Annotated in this window: 1 protein-coding gene; it reads left to right on the forward strand. The window is 48.6% G+C overall.

The window, feature by feature from the left end; all coding sequences use genetic code 11:
• The first annotated feature begins 971 nt into the window (after positions 1-971).
• Positions 972-18971: an autotransporter-associated beta strand repeat-containing protein gene (locus LPW36_RS05380; protein ID WP_230608404.1), complete on the forward strand. Its 18000-nt coding sequence runs from the start codon at positions 972-974 to the stop codon at positions 18969-18971.
• The last annotated feature ends 670 nt before the right edge of the window (positions 18972-19641 follow it).

A 19641-nucleotide genomic window follows, 5' to 3' on the forward strand; every position in this document is an offset into this window, starting at 1 on the left:
CAGTGTAATAATTTGTATTTTTTATCATTTATAATGCTTTCCGGCTGATATTAATATGATTTAGTGTTTGAAATTTTCCTTGTCGCTATAGAATTATAAGCCACCGTTTTAGTGCGGATTTATCTTTCGCTGGATTCTCAGAAGGGTTTTTTCATCATCCAATTGATTAATATTGTTTTTTTGATTTTTCTTTGAAAGTTAATTTGTTTTTTTATAGAAAAATAACTGTCTTTTATTAATTATGACTCTGATTTAATTATGTTGTTGGAAGGATTTTATTTTTTACCGATGTAATATTCTTTCTTTAAGAACGCTTTTTACTCGTTTTTGTGTTGTGTTTTTATAAGGAGTGTGTGAAGAAAATATCATTATGCGGGTGATGGTTTTTACACTAATAGAAATAGAGAGGGGTTATGAATGAGCCTGTAACTTACTGGCTCATATAGATAGAGAGCTTATCCTCAGTGGGCAGTAATTATTTCGATGGTCCCGGTCAGTAAATTAAACTTTATAATCTCTCTGGTAGTGAGCTAATTGAGCTCAATTTACTCCTCTCCATAGTGTTGTAGCTATCTTTTCTTAATCGGCCATCAGGGAAGGATTTTTATCATTTTGCCATATTTATGAATTTATTTCATATTCAATGCGTTAAATTTAAGTTTACCACATTTTTTGATTAATGCGTTGATGAAAATATTCGCAATACACTAAGCTGTGAACTTTTTTTATTTCATTTCTAATCTATATTTATTAGTAGATGTTTTTTTGTATTACAGGGGATGCGCTCCTTTTTTAATATGTTGATTTTTATTTAAAAAATTATTTCAATTGCGTTTTTTCAACGCTATTGGTGTGAATTATAAGTAAGAATGGATGGATGCCAGTTTTGTTTTTTACATAGAAATACAGGGAGTAGAACTGTTCTTCAGGAATGTGTCGCCATCAGACAGGTCCTTATCAGGGTAAGCAAAATGAATAAAAAACATGATATTAGAAACAGTGACAAACGCCGGTTTAATTCTTTACATAAAGCGATAGTTCTCGCATTTCCTGCATTTTATTTAAGCTTGTCCATTCCACTCCATGCGGCAACAACGCTGACAGAAGGGCAGGATATTTACACCAACGGATTAAATACCGGTTCTTATGATTTATTGCTTGATGGTAATGTGACATGGAACACCATGTTTGCGATGAATAATTTATCCAAGACGGTGATAACGATTAATGGTAATGACTATACAATTACCATTAATGGTAGCAGTTCTCAGCGTTTGTTGGATATTACTCAAACCAGTAACACTATTTCAATTAATAATGTCACCATTACCTCTAAGCCTTTTACCGGTGCTCGTAGCTCATTAATTCGGCTCTATCAGCTTAATGATAAAGCCGATATTAATCTGGAAGGCACCACTTTCCTGGATATTGGACCGACGGATTACAATACTTATGCCTCCGCCGATTATGGACCTATTTTATCTATTCGTGGCAGTACCGGTACGGTAATGAATGTGGATGGTGGGACCACAGGCGTACTGTTTAAAGGAAACCATGGTTTAGCGGACCAGCCCGGTGTGGTCGGCCTTTATTCAAACAACACCATGAACTTTACTGGCAAAGTGACCTTTGACAGTAACTGGACCGGTAACTACGGCGGCGCATTAACGGTATTTGATGTCGCTGGCAGTAAGATGAGCTTTGCCGGTGAAACCAATTTTATTAACAATCACTCCTCGGTATTTGGCGGAGCCATCGATTTCTGGGGCGCTTCCGCCGCGATGGACTTTAACGGCCCCGCGACATTTACCGGTAACTATGTTTACGGTACCACTACTAACTCTTTTGATTATCCTGACCATGTTGACGACCAGCATACCCGTGGAGGTGCCATTAATATTGGCTACCTCAGCCCCGGTGCCAGCGGCCTTAATCTGAACTTTAATAACACCGCGACCTTTAGCGGTAACTATGTTATTGAACCTAAAAATAACTACAACGCTTTAGGCGGTGCGGTTAGTGCTTATGGTAACGGCGGTAACTATAACTATTTTATGAATTTTAACGGTGCCACGACCTTTGATGGCAACTATGTTTATTCATTAACCGGCTCGGGTTACGGCGGGGCTATTTATTATGATGCGGGTTCGGCGGCTACGCTAAATTTGGGGCCGGGCTCCAGCGTGACTAACAATTACGCCAAAACCCAGGGTGGCGGTATTTACCTGAAAACCGGGACGATTAATCTGAAAGCGAATGGCGGCGATATTCTCTTTCAGGGTAATCGTCAGGGGGCAAGTTTTGCACTTATTGGCAGCGGTCCGCTTTATGCCCCGGAGGTTGGCTCAGGAAATCCTAATGCTATCTATCTGGGGGGCACAGGCAGCCTGAATCTGGATGTTTCTGATGGTAACTTTATTCATTTTTATGATCCCATAGCCTCTGTTTCTACCGCAACCATTACCGTGAATAAAACCGGGGCGGGAGAGGTTCTGTTTCATGGTAACAGTAGCAACCCCGGGGATCCGCTGTATAACTCCGATATTCAAACCAATACCAATGTTAATGGCGGTGCTTTTTCACTGACCGATGGTGTTAACTACGGTAATTCCGGGTTTGGTATTTTTGCGGTCAATAATGGCGGTATGGTTCAGGGTAATAACAACAGTATATTGGAAGCGAAAACCATCAATATTAACTCTGGTGGTACGGTAGCGGCCAATGGCGGGATCTTTAACCTGAATGCGGGTACCGGCGGTGTGATATCAACCGCAGGACGATTTAGCGGATTTGGTACCATTGTTGCGCCAGGTATCTCTTTAAGCACCAGCGCGGCTAACGTCTCAACGGCGGATATCGCGACGGACAACACATTAACCTTAGACAGCTTATTAACCAATGCGGGTTCGTTTAGTAAGAGCGGTGCAGGTACGCTGATTCTCACCAAAACTAACACCTATACCGGCGCAACCAGCATTAGCGACGGCACATTGCAGGCCAATAACACCAATATTATTGCTGCCAGTTCCGGACTTAATATGACCGGTGGAGTATTTGATTTAAATAACTTAAATCAAACGTTAAAAAGCCTGAGTGGAACCGCTGGTGCCATTACCACCGGAACTGGTGTATTAACGGTTAACGGCACCAGCACGACAAGCTATGCCGGTACTATCAGCGGTAACGGTAATCTGCTTAAGCAAGGTACCGGAGGACTAACCTTAACCGGTAATGTGACGCTTAATGCCCCTGGCTCTGAGCTACAGGTAACGGGCGGTAGCCTGAATATTAGTGGTGGTAGCCAGACACAAATTACCACAGGAACCGTTGACAGTAATGCTGCACTAAACCTGAGTGACAGCGGTACGAACGTTCAGTTTAATGACCTGTATGTGGGCAATTCAGCCAGCAGTAACAGTACTTTTTTCATTAACAGCGGTGCACAGGCACATATCAACAATATCCTGTATATAGGTTCACTGGACAATTCACAGGGTAACGTACTGGTTAACGGTGCCGGTACCTTACTGGATGCCAATTTAGTGCTGGTGGGAAATAGTGCCGGGAGCGGTACACTTAATCTGAATAACTCAGGGGTGTTATTAACCAATAGCCTGCAAAAAGGAACCGGCAGAGCAGGAGTGGTCAACTTTAACGCCGGTATCCTACAGGCTAAAAGCGACAACGCTAATTTTATCAGCGAATTTGCTGCCGGAGATCTGGTGTTAGGCGCTACCGGCGGCACCATTGATTCTAACGGTTTTAATATTGCCACCGGTAATATATTTAGCGGTACTGGCAGGTTGACCAAAAGTGGCAGCGGCATATTTACCTTAACCGGTGTTAATACCTACACCGGCGGCACCAGTGTGTCCGGTGGAACATTACGCCTGACCGGAGCCGGTACCGTGAGTTCTGGCGGTGTGAATATTGCTTCTGGTGCATCCATGTTTGTTGATACACCTTCTTCAGGCAATTACAGTTTTAATAATGCCCTGACCGGTAGTGGTTTACTGCAGGTAGGGTTACTTAGCGGCACTAATACCTTCCAGTTTGGCGGTGGGGTGGGCAGCGCATTTGCCGGTACGGTACAGTTGGGTAACAGCAGTTTTGCGCTATCCGGCAATAATACCACTGCGCTAACCAGCGCTATTTTACAGTTGGATAGTGGCAGCACGACGACTGTCGGTGCGGGAACTCAGAATATTGGGGGGCTGACACTAAACGGCGGTTCACTGATTTTTAATAACCTGCCAACCGGAGTGATTAACACCGGAGCGCTGACGTTGACGTCGGGAAGTATCGCCATTGACCCCAATACCATTACCAATGTTAGCGGTAATATTCTGGGGCAGGATGATGGCGTTGATTTTCGTTTAATCACTGCCGGTAGCGTATCCGGTAGTGCAGCGAATCTGACCCTGACGGATCTACTTGGCAATCAGGTCGTGGAATCAGCGAATGTGGTTCAGGGTGGTAATACCGTTGCTATTGGTTCTTATGATTTTGCGCTGGGTAACGATGCTACCGGGCTTTATACCCGCTACTCACTATCGCAGTTGGATTTACAAAACGGGCAGACGCTAACACTGTCCGGCGATGCAACAACACCAACCGGCATGGATGAACTGCACGCCAAAATCACCGGTACCGGCAATCTGTTAATTAATGCAACCAACAGCATCACTCTGAATAATCTATCGAATGATTATAGCGGCACCACCACGGTAGGCACCGGCTCTCTGATTCTGGGCAGTAATAATGCGCTGGGGAATACCAGCGATTTTATTATTAATAGCGGGGCGACCGCCGATCTGAATGGTAAAACTCAGACGGTTGGTTTGTTACACGGCGATGGTGGTCTGAATATGAATTCCGGTGGTTTAACTATCACCGGAGGTGGTGATTTTGACGGTGTTATCAGCGGTAACGCCGGTGAGTTTACTTTGCAGGGTGGCGATCTGCTGTTACTTGGTAATAACACCTATACCGGTACCACTAATATTAATAGTGGTTCGAATCTACAAATTGGTAATGGCGGTACTATCGGTGATTATGCCGGTAATATTACCAACAACGGGCAGGTTACTTTTAACCGCAGCAATGATTCATCCTATACCGGTATTATTAGTGGTAGCGGCTATCTGTCAAAATTTGGAACAGGGACTTTGACTCTGAGTGGTGCTAATACCTATCAGGGAGGGAGTCAAATCAACTTTGGTACGCTGGTTGCCACTCAGGGAAACGTGCTGGGAACGGGTATTGTTAACAATAACTCAACCCTGGAGTTAAATTTTGCCAATAACAGCGTATTTAGTAACGTTTTAAATGGCGTTGGCTATCTGGTAAAAACCGGTGCCGGTATTGCGACGCTGGACAGTCTGGGTTCTACTCAGGGTAGCATTTCGGTTAATCAGGGAACCTTAGCTTTCGTTCAAAACGGCATATTCAATGCCAGCAACTTAACCACTGCGAATGGGGCAACTCTCGATGTGGCTGGCCCATCAACGCTGAACCTGAGTGGTGCTTTAACCCAAAACAGCGGCTCAATACTGAATGTTGGGGTGGGTACGGGCCAGACGGCCATTAACGCAGACACCGCTTCGCTGGGTGGAACCCTCAATATCACCGATTTCAATGCTAATGTACCGGACAACGCCAGTGCGCTCATTGGTACCGAATTTACCGTTATCCATACCACCAATGGCATTACAAATGATTTCTCCACTGTTGATTTGGGGGGGGCGCAAAGTGATGTGGATTATCTGACGCTGTCTGGCCGGGTGGTTAACGGAGTGGATTATAACATCGGCCTTCAGTTGACATGGCTGGCTGGTGCCTTATTAGGCAACGGTACTTTTACGCTGGGTAATGCCAGCGATCTGTTTAATGTAGATGTGGTACTGGCGGATCAAACCGGTCCATTTACCAGCGGCTGGGATGGTAAAACGCTGACCAAAGAAGGAGATGGCACTTTGCAGCTCTCTTCGGTCAATACCTACACCGGCGGCACATTTGTTAATGGCGGCATACTACAAACAGGCATTGCCAATGCTTTTGCGGGCAGTAGTAATGTGAGTGTGGGCAGTGGTGCTACGCTGGACCTGAACAGCTTTAATCAGCAGGCGAACAATCTGAGCGGTGAAGGAAGCATTACGCTGGGCAGTGCGGTATTAACGGCGAATAACAGTGCTGACAGTGCCTTCAATGGTGTGATTAACGGCACCGGTAGTTTGACTAAAACCGGTACCGGTACTTTGACGCTGGGAGGCACAAATACCTATCAGGGGGGGACTTCCGTTAACGCAGGTACTCTGACCATTACGCAGGGCGGAGCATTAGGAACGGGTAGCGTTAATAATAGCGCATCGCTGGAGCTAAATTTTGCCAGTACCAGCCAATTAAATAATGTCTTAAGCGGCAGCGGTAATCTGGTAAAAACGGGTGCCGGTATCGCTGTACTGAACAGACTGGGTTCAACCCAGGGTGATATTGCGGTTAACCAGGGGACGTTATCCTTTGTTCAGAACGGCATATTTAATGCCAGTAGTTTAACTACTGCCGATGGCGCTACTCTCGATGTAGCTGGCCCATCAACGCTGAACCTGAGCGGTGCATTAACCCAAAACATCAACGCAATACTCAATGTGGGGGTCGGCACGGGTCAGACGGCCATCAATGCGGATACCGCTTCACTGGGCGGCGCGCTAAATATTATTGATTTCAACCCCGATGTACCGGATAACGCCAGTGCGCTTATCGGCACCGAATTTACCGTTATCCATACCACCAATGGCATTACAAATGATTTCTCCAGCGTCGATCTGGGGGGCGCACAAAGCGATTTGAACTATCTGACGCTGTCTGGTCGGGTGGTAAACGGTGTGGATTACAATGTTGGCTTCTATTTAACCTGGCAAGCCGGAGCTTTATTAGGTAACGGTATTTTTACCGTGGGTAACCCCAGCAATCTGTTTAATGTGGATATGGTACTGGCCGATCAAGCGGGACCTTTTATCAGCGGCTGGGATGGTAAAACCCTGACCAAAGACGGGCTGGGCATCCTGCAACTCTCTTCGGTAAATACCTATACCGGCAGTACGCTGATTAATGGGGGAACGCTGGAAACCGGCATTGCCAATGCTTTTGCCACCAGCAGCAATGTGGTGGTGGCCAATGGCGGTACGCTAAATCTTAACGGTTTTAATCAACTGGCCAACAATCTGAGTGGTGCCGGTAGTATCACATTACGCAATGCGGTATTGACGGCCAATAACAGTGCGGATACTGCCTTTGATGGCGAAATCGGCGGCGCAGGCAGCCTGATTAAAACCGGTACCGGTGCCCTGACCTTAAGCGGCATCAATACCTATCAGGGAGGAAGTACTCTCAATGGCGGCACTCTGGTTGCCACCAATGGTTTAGCGCTGGGCGTTGGTGATATTACCAATAACGCCACGCTGGAACTGAATTTTGCCAGTGATAGCACATTAGATAACCTGTTAAGCGGAAGTGGCACCCTGATCAAAACTGGATCGGGCATCGCCACATTGACCAGTACAGGCTCAAGTCAGGGGGCCATTAATGTCAATCAGGGAACCTTAAGCTTTGCCCAGAGTGGAGCCTTTAATGGCATCAGCCTGACTACTGGCAGCGGAGCCACTACCTCTGTCGCGGCAAATTCTTCCCTTGATTTAAGCGGTGCACTGACTCAAGACAGTGGGTCAACGCTAAATATCAATATAGGTACCGCTGAACTATCTATTACCGCGGATACCGCATCGCTGGCCGGAGCACTAAGTGTCTCGGGCTTTACCGCTAATGCACCAGCCAGCGCCAGTGTATTGCCGAATACAGAGTTCACCATTATTCATACTGATAACGGTATCAGCGGTGATTTTTCCAGCATTGATTTTAATGGTTCAGGCAGCCTGGTCGATTACCTGACGTTAGGCGGGCGCGTGGTTAACGGTGTTGATTATCATGTTGGCATGGGACTCACCTGGCTGGCGGGTTCGGCATCGGGCAACGGTCTGTTTACACTAGCCAATGCTGATGACATGTTTAATGTGGATGTGGCACTGGCGGATCAAACCGGTACTTTTACCAGCGGCTGGGATGGCAAAACCCTGACCAAAGCGGGGTTGGGTACACTGATACTCTCTTCGGCTAATAGTTACACTGGCGATACCCTGATTAACGCGGGAACGCTGGAAACCGGTATCGCCAATGCTTTTGCCTCCAGCAGTAACGTGGTGGTGAACAGTAGTACCTTGTTGAATCTGAATAACTTTGATCAATTGGCCAATAATCTGAGTGGTGCAGGTAATATCAAATTAGGTAGTGCAACACTAACGGCGAATAACAATGCAGGTACTACCTTTAGCGGTGAAATTGGCGGGGACGGTAGCCTGATTAAAACCGGTACCGGCACGCTGACCTTAAGCGGTGAGAATACCTATCTGGGTGATACCACTATCAGCGACGGTATTTTAGTTGCCACCAATGGCAACGCGCTGGGTAGTGGTACCGTTAACAATAGCGCTGCACTGGAACTGAACTTCACCACCGATAGCACTCTGAATAATATATTAAGCGGTAGCGGTAGCCTGACTAAAACCGGCACCGGTATTGCCACGTTAAGCGGTGTTGGTTCGACTCAGGGAGCGATCAATGTCAGTCAGGGTGCACTAAATCTTGCTCAAAACGTGGTACTTAACGGAACCAGCCTGATTACGGCTAATGATGCGACGCTTTCCCTTGCTCAGGATGCTTCACTTAACCTGAGCGGTACACTGACCCAAAGCAGCACTGCAACATTAAATATTGATACAGGAACATCTCAACCGGCCATTACTGCGGGTTCCGCCTCTCTGGGCGGCTCATTGAATGTGACCAGTTTCACCACCAGTGCTCCAGCCAGCGCCAGTGCATTACCCGGTACAGAATATACTCTCATTCATACCGTTAACGGTATTACCGGTGACTTTGCCTCTGTCGATTTAGGTGGTGCAGCCAGCAATGTGGATTATCTGACGCTGGCGGGCCGGATCGTTAACGGGGTGGATTATAATCTGGGCTTTGGTTTAACCTGGCAGGCAGGAGATGCGCTGGGCAACGGTATTTTTACGCTGACTGATGCCAGCGATCTGTTTAATGTCGATGTGGTGCTGGTGGATCAAACCGGCACTTTTACCAGCGGCTGGGATGGTAAAACCCTGACCAAAGAAGGGCTGGGCATCCTGCAACTCTCCTCAGTAAATACCTATACCGGCAGTACATTGGTTAATGGCGGCACACTACAGGCCGGTATCGCCAATGCCTTTGCCTCCAGCAGTAATGTGGTGGTGACCAATGGCGGTACGCTGAATCTGAACGGCTTTGATCAACTGGCCAACAATCTGAGTGGTGCCGGTAGTATCACATTACGTAATGCAGTACTGACGGCCAATAACGGTGCAGATACCTCCTTTGACGGCGAAATCGGCGGGGACGGTAGCCTGGTTAAAACCGGTACCGGTGCTCTGACTTTAAGCGGTATCAATACCTATCAGGGAGGAAGTACCCTCAGCGATGGTACCCTGATTGCCACCAATGGTTTAGCACTGGGGGTTGGCAATATTGAAAATAACGCCACGCTGGAGCTAAATTTTGCCAGCGATAGCTCGCTGAATAACCTTCTGAGCGGTAGCGGTACCCTGACTAAAACCGGAATGGGTGTTGCCTCGTTAGGCGGAGTGGGTTCAACGCAGGGAGCCGTAAATGTTAATCAGGGAACCTTAAGTTTTACTCAGGACGGCATATTTACTGCCAGCAGCTTAACCACTGCCGATGGAGCAACCACCTCTCTGGCAGGAGAATCCATTCTGAATCTGAGTGGTGCATTAACCCAAAACAGCACCTCGGTGTTAAATGTTGGCGTAGGAACCGGCCAAACGGCGATTAATGCGGACACCGCTTCGCTGGGCGGCACGCTTAATATTACCGACTTTAACGCCAATGTGCCTGATAGCGCCAGTGCGTTAACCAATACTGAATTTACCGTTATCCATACCGCTAATGGCATCACTAATAATTTTACTACCGTGGATCTGGGTGGTGCGCAAAGCGATGTGGATTATCTGACGCTGTCCGGCCGGGTGGTTAACGGCGTGGATTATAACATTGGCTTCCAGTTAACCTGGCTGACCGGTAATGCATTGGGTAATGGGACTTTCACGCTGGGTGATGCCAGCAGTCTGTTCAATGTGGATGTGGTACTGGCGGATCAACCCGGGCCATTTACCAGCGGTTGGGATGGCAAATCCCTGACTAAAGAAGGCTTGGGTACTCTGCAACTCTCCTCGGTGAATACCTATACCGGCAGTACCCTGGTTAATGCGGGAACGCTGGAAACCGGCATTGCCAATGCCTTTGCCAGCAGCAGTAATGTGGTGGTGGCCAACGGCGGTACGCTGAATCTGAACGGCTTTGATCAACTGGCTAACAATCTGAGTGGTGCCGGTAGCATCACGCTACGCAATGCGATACTGACGGCTAATAACAGTACAGATACCGCCTTTGACGGTGAAATCGGCGGGGCCGGTAGCCTGATGAAAACCGGTACTGGTACCCTGACTTTAAGCGGTATCAATACCTATCAGGGAGGAAGCACCCTCAGCGCCGGTACTTTGGTTGCCACCAATGGTTTAGCGCTGGGCGTTGGCGATATAGAGAACAACGTTACGCTGGAATTAAATTTTGCCAGCGACAGCGAAATGGCGAATCTATTGAGCGGCAGCGGTAGTCTGGTGAAAACCGGAGCGGGCGTTGCTTCATTAAGCAGCACAGGTTCAAATCAGGGAGCGATTAGTGTTAATCAGGGCACATTAAACTTCACTCAAAATGGCGGATTTGGTGCGACCAGCCTGACTACTGCCGATGGTGCCTCCACTTCTCTGGAAGGCGAGGCGGTTCTGAATCTGAGTGGGGCGCTGACGCAAAACAGCAGCTCAATATTAAACGTCGAGGTAGGTAGCGGTCTGACCGCCATTAATGCCGACAGCGCATCCTTAGGCGGTACCCTGAATATCACCGGTTTCAATACCGCGATACCAAACAGCGCCAGTGCACTAACCAACACTGAGTTTACCGTAATTCATACCCTCAATGGCATCACCAATGACTTTGCGCTGGTGGATTTAGGCGGTGCTGAAAGTGATGTGGATTATCTGACGCTGGCGGGTCAGATTGTTAATGGTGTTGACTATAACGTTGGTTTTGGTCTGACCTGGCAGGCAGGAAACTCACAGGGCAACGGTACCTTTACGCTAACCAACGCCAGCGATCTGTTTAATGTGGATATGGTGCTGGCAGATCAAACCGGGCCGTTTACCAGCGGTTGGGATGGCAAATCCCTGACCAAAGCAGGATTGGGCACATTGCAACTCTCTGCGGTTAACACCTATACCGGCAGCACCCTGATCAATACAGGAACCCTGCAAACCGGTATCGCCAATGCCTTTGCCACCAGTAGTGATGTCACGGTCGCCAGCGGCGCAACCTTGGATCTGAATAACTTTGATCAGCAGGCTAATAACCTGAATGGTGCAGGCAGTATTCTGTTAGGCAGCGCCACCTTAACCGCTAATAATAGTGCAGATACTGCCTTTAGCGGTGTCATTGAAGGCACCGGTAATCTGAGCAAAACCGGTACAGGTACTTTGACGCTGAGCGGTGAAAGTATTTATGAGGGCGGCAGCAATATCAGTGCCGGTACACTGGTAGCAACCCAGGGTAACGCACTGGGAACCGGTAATATCAATAACACAGCCACTCTGGAACTTAACTTCCTCACGGATAGCACCCTGAGTAACCTTCTGTCAGGCAGTGGAACCCTGATTAAAAGTGGCGCAGGTATGGCAACCCTGAATGCGGTTGGTGCTGCTCAGGGTAATGTAGCGGTTAATAGTGGTACGTTAAACTTTGTTCAAACCGGGGCGTTTACCGCGGATAATCTGACTACCGCTACGGGTGCCACTACCATGCTGGCAGCAAATGCCACGTTAAACCTGAGTGGTGCATTAACACAAAATACGAATGCAATTTTAGACGTTACGTTGGGAATTGATTACCCAATAATAAGTGCCGTTACTGCGGCACTGGATGGTTCACTTAAAGTATCTGGTATTGATACCAGCATTATCCCGGTAAACGCCAGCGATCTGGATGCAAACAACGCTACTATCATCCACACAACCGGTGGTATCAGCGGCGATTTTACTACCGTGGATTTAGGCGGTGCAGCCAGCAGCGTGGACTACCTGACCTTAGCCGGGCGAATTGTTGGTGGTGTAGATTATAACGTTGGTCTGGGTTTGACATGGCTGGCAGGCAGTTCACTGGGCAATGGCACCTTTACCCTGACTAATGTGGACGATCTGTTTAATGTGGATGTCATACTGGCAGATCAAACCGGATCCTTTACCAGTGCCTGGGACGGCAAGAGCCTGACCAAAGCCGGGTTGGGCACATTGCAACTTTCTGCGGTCAATACCTACACCGGCAGCACGCTGGTTAATGCTGGCACACTACAGACGGGTATCGCCAATGCCTTTGCCACCAGCAGCGATGTGGCCGTTGCCAGCGGCGCTACGCTGGACCTGAATAACTTTGCTCAACAGGCCAATAATCTGTCCGGTACGGGCAGTATTCTGTTAGGCAGTGCGGCATTAATCGCCAGTAACAGTGCAGATACCACCTTTAGCGGTGTAATTGATGGCACCGGCAGCCTGATGAAAATCGGTACCGGCACCCTGACCTTAAGCGGTGACAATACCTATCAGGGCGGCAGTACCATTAGTGACGGTACGCTGGTAGCCACTAATGCGGGGGCACTGGGAACCGGGGCAATAAATAATACAGCGACGCTGGAGCTGAATTTTGCCAGCGGCAGTACATTACGCAGTTTACTAAGTGCCAGCGACAATACCTTAAGTAATGTGTTAAGCGGCAATGGCACTCTGACCAAAACCGGTGCCGGGACTGCTACATTAACCGGGGTTGGTTCAACTCAGGGGGCGATTAACGTTAATCAGGGCACGCTGAACTTTGCCCAGAGCGGGGTATTTAACGGCAGCAGCCTGACAACCGCCAATGATGCCATCACCTCGTTGGCGGCTGATTCAACGCTGAATCTGAGCGGTGCACTGACGCAAAACACGACGTCTGTATTGAATGTGGCGGTGGGCAGTGCCAATCCGGCGATTGTTGCAGACAGTGCCGCATTAGACGGTACGTTAAATATCACCGGTTTTAGCACCACCGCACCAACCAGCGCCAGCGATTTAACCAATACCGAGTTTACCGTTATTCATACCACCGGTTCCGGCGGTATTACCGGTGACTTTACCGCCGTGGATTTAGGCGGCGCGGCCAGCAGTGTGGATTACCTGACTTTAGCCGGTCGGGTGGTAAACAATACCGACTACAACGTAGGCTTTGGTCTGACCTGGCTGGCGGGCACCGCATTGGGCAACGGCACCTTTACTCTGACCAATGCCGGTGATCTGTTTAATGTGGACGTGGTGCTGGCGGATCAAACCGGATCCTTTACCAGCAACTGGGACGGTAAGAGCCTGACCAAAGCCGGAGCCGGTACCCTGCAACTTTCTGCGGTCAATACCTACACCGGCAGCACGCTGGTTAATGCCGGAACCCTGCAAACCGGTATCGCCAATGCCTTTGCCACCAGCAGCGATGTGACCGTTGCCAGCGGCGCTACGCTGGACCTGAATAGCTTTGCTCAACAGGCCAATAACCTGTCCGGGGCGGGCAGCATTCTGTTGGGCAGCGCGGTGTTAACCGCCAACAATAATGCAGATACCAGCTTTAGCGGCGTGATGAGCGGCAGCGGCAGCCTGACGAAAACCGGTACCGGCACCCTGACTTTAAGCGGGGTGAATACCTATCAGGGCGGCAGTACCCTGAGCGGCGGTACGCTGATTGCCACTCAGGGCAGCGCACTGGGAACCGGCAGCATTGATAATGGCGCAACGCTGGAACTGAACTTCGCCAGCGACAGTACCTTAAGTAACCTGTTAACCGGCAGCGGCAACCTGAATAAAACCGGAGCGGGTGTTGCCACCCTGACCGGAGCGGGCTCAACTCAGGGCGCGATTAACGTTAATCAGGGCACGCTGAACTTTGCCCAGAGCGGGGTATTTAACGGCAGCAGCCTGACAACCGCCAATGATGCCATCACTTCCGTGGCCGCCGATGCGTCACTGAGCCTGACGGGGGCGCTAACGCAAAACGCGACGTCTGTATTGAATGTGGCGGTGGGCAGCGTTCAGCCAGCGATCGCCGCGGATACGGCAGCGTTAGACGGTACTCTGAATATTACCGGCTTTACTGCCAGTGCCCCGACTAACGCCAGTGCGTTAATTAATACTGAATTTAATGTCATTCATACCACCAGCGGTATTACCGGTGACTTTACCGCCGTGGATTTAGGCGGCGCGGCCAGCAGTGTGGATTACCTGACCTTAGCCGGCCGGGTGGTAAACAATACCGACTACAACGTAGGCTTTGGTCTGACCTGGCTGGCGGGCACCGCATTGGGCAACGGCACCTTTACTCTGACCAATGCCGGTGACCTGTTTAATGTGGACGTGGTGCTGGCAGATCAAACCGGGCCGTTTACCAGCAGCTGGGACGGTAAGAGCCTGACCAAAGCCGGAGCCGGTACCCTGCAACTTTCTGCGGTCAATACCTACACCGGCAGCACGTTAGTTAATGCCGGAACCCTGCAAACCGGTATCGCCAATGCCTTTGCCACCAGCAGCGATGTGACCGTTGCCAGCGGCGCTACGCTGGACCTGAATAGCTTTGCTCAACAGGCCAATAACCTGTCCGGGGCGGGCAGCATTCTGTTGGGCAGTGCGGTGTTAACCGCCAACAATAATGCAGATACCAGCTTTAGCGGCGTGATGAGTGGCAGCGGCAGCCTGACGAAAACCGGTACCGGCACCCTGACTTTAAGCGGGGTGAATACCTACCAGGGCGGCAGTACCCTGAGCGGTGGTACGCTGATTGCCACTCAGGGCAGCGCACTGGGAACCGGCAGCATTGATAATGGCGCAACGCTGGAACTGAACTTCGCCAGCGACAGTACCTTAAGTAACCTGTTAACCGGCAGCGGTAACCTGAATAAAACCGGAGCGGGTGTTGCCACCCTGACCGGAGCGGGCTCAACTCAGGGGGTGATTAACGTCAATCAGGGCACGCTGAACTTTGCTCAGGTCGGTGACTTTAATGGCAGTAGTTTGACCACCAGCGATGGGGCTACAACGGCACTGGCTGAAGACAGCACGCTAAACCTCAGTGGTTCACTGGTTCAGAATAGTGGTTCAACACTGTCTGTTCTGTTGGGTACGACTCAACCGGTGATTCAGGCTGATACTTCTACCTTGAGTGGAACACTAAAAGTCATCGGTATTGATGGCGATACTAATCCAACCAAGGCCAGCGATCTGCCAAATACCGAATTTACTATTATTCATACCACCAACGGCATTACCGGTGATTTTACCAATATTGACCTGAACGGCGTCTCCAGCGCCGTGGATTATCTGACGGTCAGCGCGGGAAAAAGCGTGGACAATAAGGATTACAACGTCGGTTATGGATTGACCTGGTTAGCCGGTACGACTCTGGCGAATGGTACCTTTACCTTAACCAACGCGAATGACAAGTTTAATGTAGATATTGTGTTGGCGGATCAGGCCGGATCGAGTACCGGGTGGAATGGTCAGAGCCTGACGAAAGAGGGTAGCGGTACGCTGATATTGTCATCCGCTAATACCTATACCGGCGATACATTAATCAACAATGGTACCTTACAGACGGGCATTGCTAATGCGTTTGCTGACAGTGGCAACGTGATTATTCATAACAATGGCATTCTGAGTTTGAATAGTTTCGAACAGTCAGCCAATAACCTGAGCGGTAATGGTGGTGTCCTGTTAGGCAATAGTGATTTAACGGTTAACAGTCTGGCGGCTACGACGTTTGCCGGTTCCATCAGCGGTAATGGTGGTTTAATTAAAACCGGTACAGAGACTTTCACTCTGACCGGCGTTAATTTCTACAGTGGTTCTACCACGATAAATCAGGGGCGTTTGGTGGGTACCCGTGGATTGTCCCTCGGCCTGTCAGATATTAACAATAATGCTGAACTGGAGCTGGCATTTGCCCAGGACAGCACGCTGATCAACCAGTTAACCGGCAGTGGGGAACTGATTAAAACCGGTGCGGGAATAGCTACCCTGATTCACGGTGGATCATCTCAGGGTAGCGTTTCGGTTGATGGTGGAACGCTTAAACTGGCGCAAACCGGCGCATTTAACGCCGATGATTATCATACGTCTGATGGTGCAACCACTTCCATGGCGGCTAATGCCGCGCTGGTAGTCGCCAATCAGTTTAAGTCAGATGGTACGCTGGCGGTGGTAGCCGGTAATACTTCACCTGTGGTAACAGCGGATACGGCAGCGCTGGGTAGTAACGCCGTATTTAATCTGTCGGGCTACTCGGCACCGGAAACCACCAGCGCCAGTCAACTGGCCTATAACCAGTTTATGGTTATTAACACTTCGGCACCGGGTAATCTGACCGGCAACTTTGCCTCATTTAATTTAGGTGGCGCGACCAGTCCGGTAGATTATCTGTCGATGACCGCCATCCATGATGGCCAGAACTACAGTATTGGTTTGGCGCTGGCCTGGTATGGCGCATATAGCGTAACGCCCGATAGTGCTCACGGAACCTTTACGTTAAACGGTGCTAATGAGTATTTCGATCTGGATGTCGTGTTGGCGGATGAAGTCGCAAATGCCACAACCGGCTGGGATGGTAAAACCCTGACTAAAGCAGGTGAAGGTACGCTGCAACTCTCTAAAGCCAATAGCTATAGCGGCGCTACATTGATTAACGGCGGTACCTTACTGGCCGGGAATGCCAATGTGATTGCCAATAGTTCACAACTTGCCATAGCCGCAGGCGCTACCTTTAATCTGAACAATTTTGACCAACGGATAAATAACCTTAGCGGCGGCGGTAATGTGGTGTTGGGCGATGCGGTGCTGACCACCAATCACAGTACAGATACTACCTTCAGCGGTGTGATTAGCGGTGCGGGTAGTCTGAATAAAACCGGAAATGGGGTCTTGCTGTTAACCGGAGATAATATCTATGCAGGAGGCACCACTATTACCAGCGGAACGCTGCAATTGGGTAATGGCGGCACCAGTGGTAGCGTCATTGGCAATATTGCTGATAATGGAACATTAGTTTTCGACCGTAGCAATGGCCATTTGTATAACGATGTAATTAGCGGCACCGGCAATGTGGTTCAACAGGGCTCTGGTACACTGTTTATGAATAATAACCAGACCTACCAGGGAACCACAGACGTTAATGCCGGAGCGCTGGTTCTGCTTAAAGAATCATTGTTAACCAGCGTAAATACCGTCTCGGTTGCGGCGGGTGCTGAACTGGGGGGCTACGGCGGTGTTAACGGTAGCGTTATTAATAACGGGTTATTGGCGGTAGCGGATGCGGCGGTAGGATTTGTTAATGCACCGGCGGGCAATTTTACCATTGGCGGTAATATAACGAATGCAGGTGAAATCCGCATGTCCAGCCCGGATCCTCGCAGTCAGTTAATCGTTAAAGGCAACTATATTGGAAATAATGGGCTGCTTACCATCAGTACTATTCTGGGGGATGATAACTCCGCTACGGATAAATTGGTGGTGGCTGGCGATACCTCTGGTACTACGCGTCTGGTGGTGAATAATTCAGGCGGTGCGGGAGCGCAAACGGTTAACGGTATTGAAGTTGTTAGCGTTGCCGGTCAATCCAACGGCCAGTTTACTTTGGCTAATCGGGTTGTGGCGGGTGCTTATGAATACAGTCTGTATCAGGGATTACCAAGTGCAGTTAACGGAAACTGGTATTTACGTTCGCAGGGGCCAGGGGAAACGCCTCAATGGCGTCCGGAAGCCGGTATCTACCTGGGGAATCAGTCAATAGCCAGCCAGTTGCAAATGCAAACGCTGTTTGACCGTCAGGGTAGCCAGTTCAGGAGTGCTGATAACAGTAGCTGGGGACGTATTATCGGTGGTCGGGTTGATAGTAAAGCCGCGGGTCATAATATCGATATGAGCAGTGACTATACGCTGATTCAGATTGGTAGCGATTTACTGAACTATAACCTTGGCGATTCAGGGTTAGTTGCTGGGGTTATGGGCAGTTGGGGCGATGTGGATACCGACTCCACCGGCAATGCCGATCTGAATGGAACACATCATAGTGCGACCGGTACCGTTGAGGGCTTTAATCTGGGGGTTTATGCCACCTGGTTTGCCGATGCGAAAGAGCAAACAGGGGCTTATATTGATAACTGGTATCAATATGGCTGGTACGATAACCACGTCAGCGGTGAAGGCATGACAACAGACAGCTATGATTCTCGCCCATTTGCCGCATCGCTGGAGACGGGATACAGCTTTATTCTCAATAGTAATCCTCTGAATCAGTGGCGGCTTATTCCTCAGGCTCAGGTGGTATATAACAAATATTCCGCCGATAGTTTTGTTGATTCCAGCAACACCAAAATTGACGGGCAGAATAACGATGTATGGAACACTCGTCTGGGTACCAGAGTGACGGGGAATATACAGGGTAAAGGTTACACTCATCATCCATTTGCGGAGGTTAACTGGTGGTATAGCAAACAAGATGCCTCGGTGACTTTTGATGGTATGCGAATCGATCAGGATATGCCCAATAATCGGGCTGAACTGAAAGTGGGCATACAAAGTGAGTTTGATAATAAGTGGAGTACCTGGGTTAATCTGGGCGTTCAAAGTGGCGCTGATGATTATCACAACATAGGCGGAGGTATTGGTGTTCGCTATGTTTGGTAGTAAACCGGCTTAGTCATTTCATCAAAACCGGTGTGTTGCTAGCAGCACACCGATTTTTGCTGTTATAGGATCTGAAACGAATAAGAAGAACAAATTTTAAACTGAAATAGCCCGCTATAGAGACAATATTTGCGATTGTCCAATAAAATATAGATACAGCTCCCGCCATTATTCAATAAATCCTGGGGACCACTGTTGTTTATATATTACAAAAATGTATTCAATAAGTTAGTGATGATGCGTTGTCTATTATTCGGCATATTATTTTTATCTATTTAAGCAGGATGTGTTGCTAATTGAATACATTGCAATAGTCAGTTAAGGGTATAAGTAAATTCCTGCTTGAGCGTATTAAAAAGCTTATGATAATATTTCTTATCGCTTAATTTTGTTGAATTAGCTTGCTTTTACTTTTATTATATTGTCATTAATTGTATTTTTATTATTGAGTTATTGCTCAATTAATAAATTTGCCATGAAACTTTAATATAAAATCAGGGATTATTTTGAGTATGTTTTATTCTCACTATAAAACTATCACCAGTATTGTACTGGTCACTGGTACTTCCGGGACGGCACGGGAGGGCCATGTATACACTGATTAGTAGTCATAATAATTTTGGAAAACATCTCATTAAAAGATGATTCTAATATATTAAAATTTATTGTT

The sequence above is a fragment of the Limnobaculum eriocheiris genome (assembly GCF_021010575.1).
Classification (GTDB): Bacteria; Pseudomonadota; Gammaproteobacteria; order Enterobacterales; family Enterobacteriaceae; genus Limnobaculum; species Limnobaculum eriocheiris.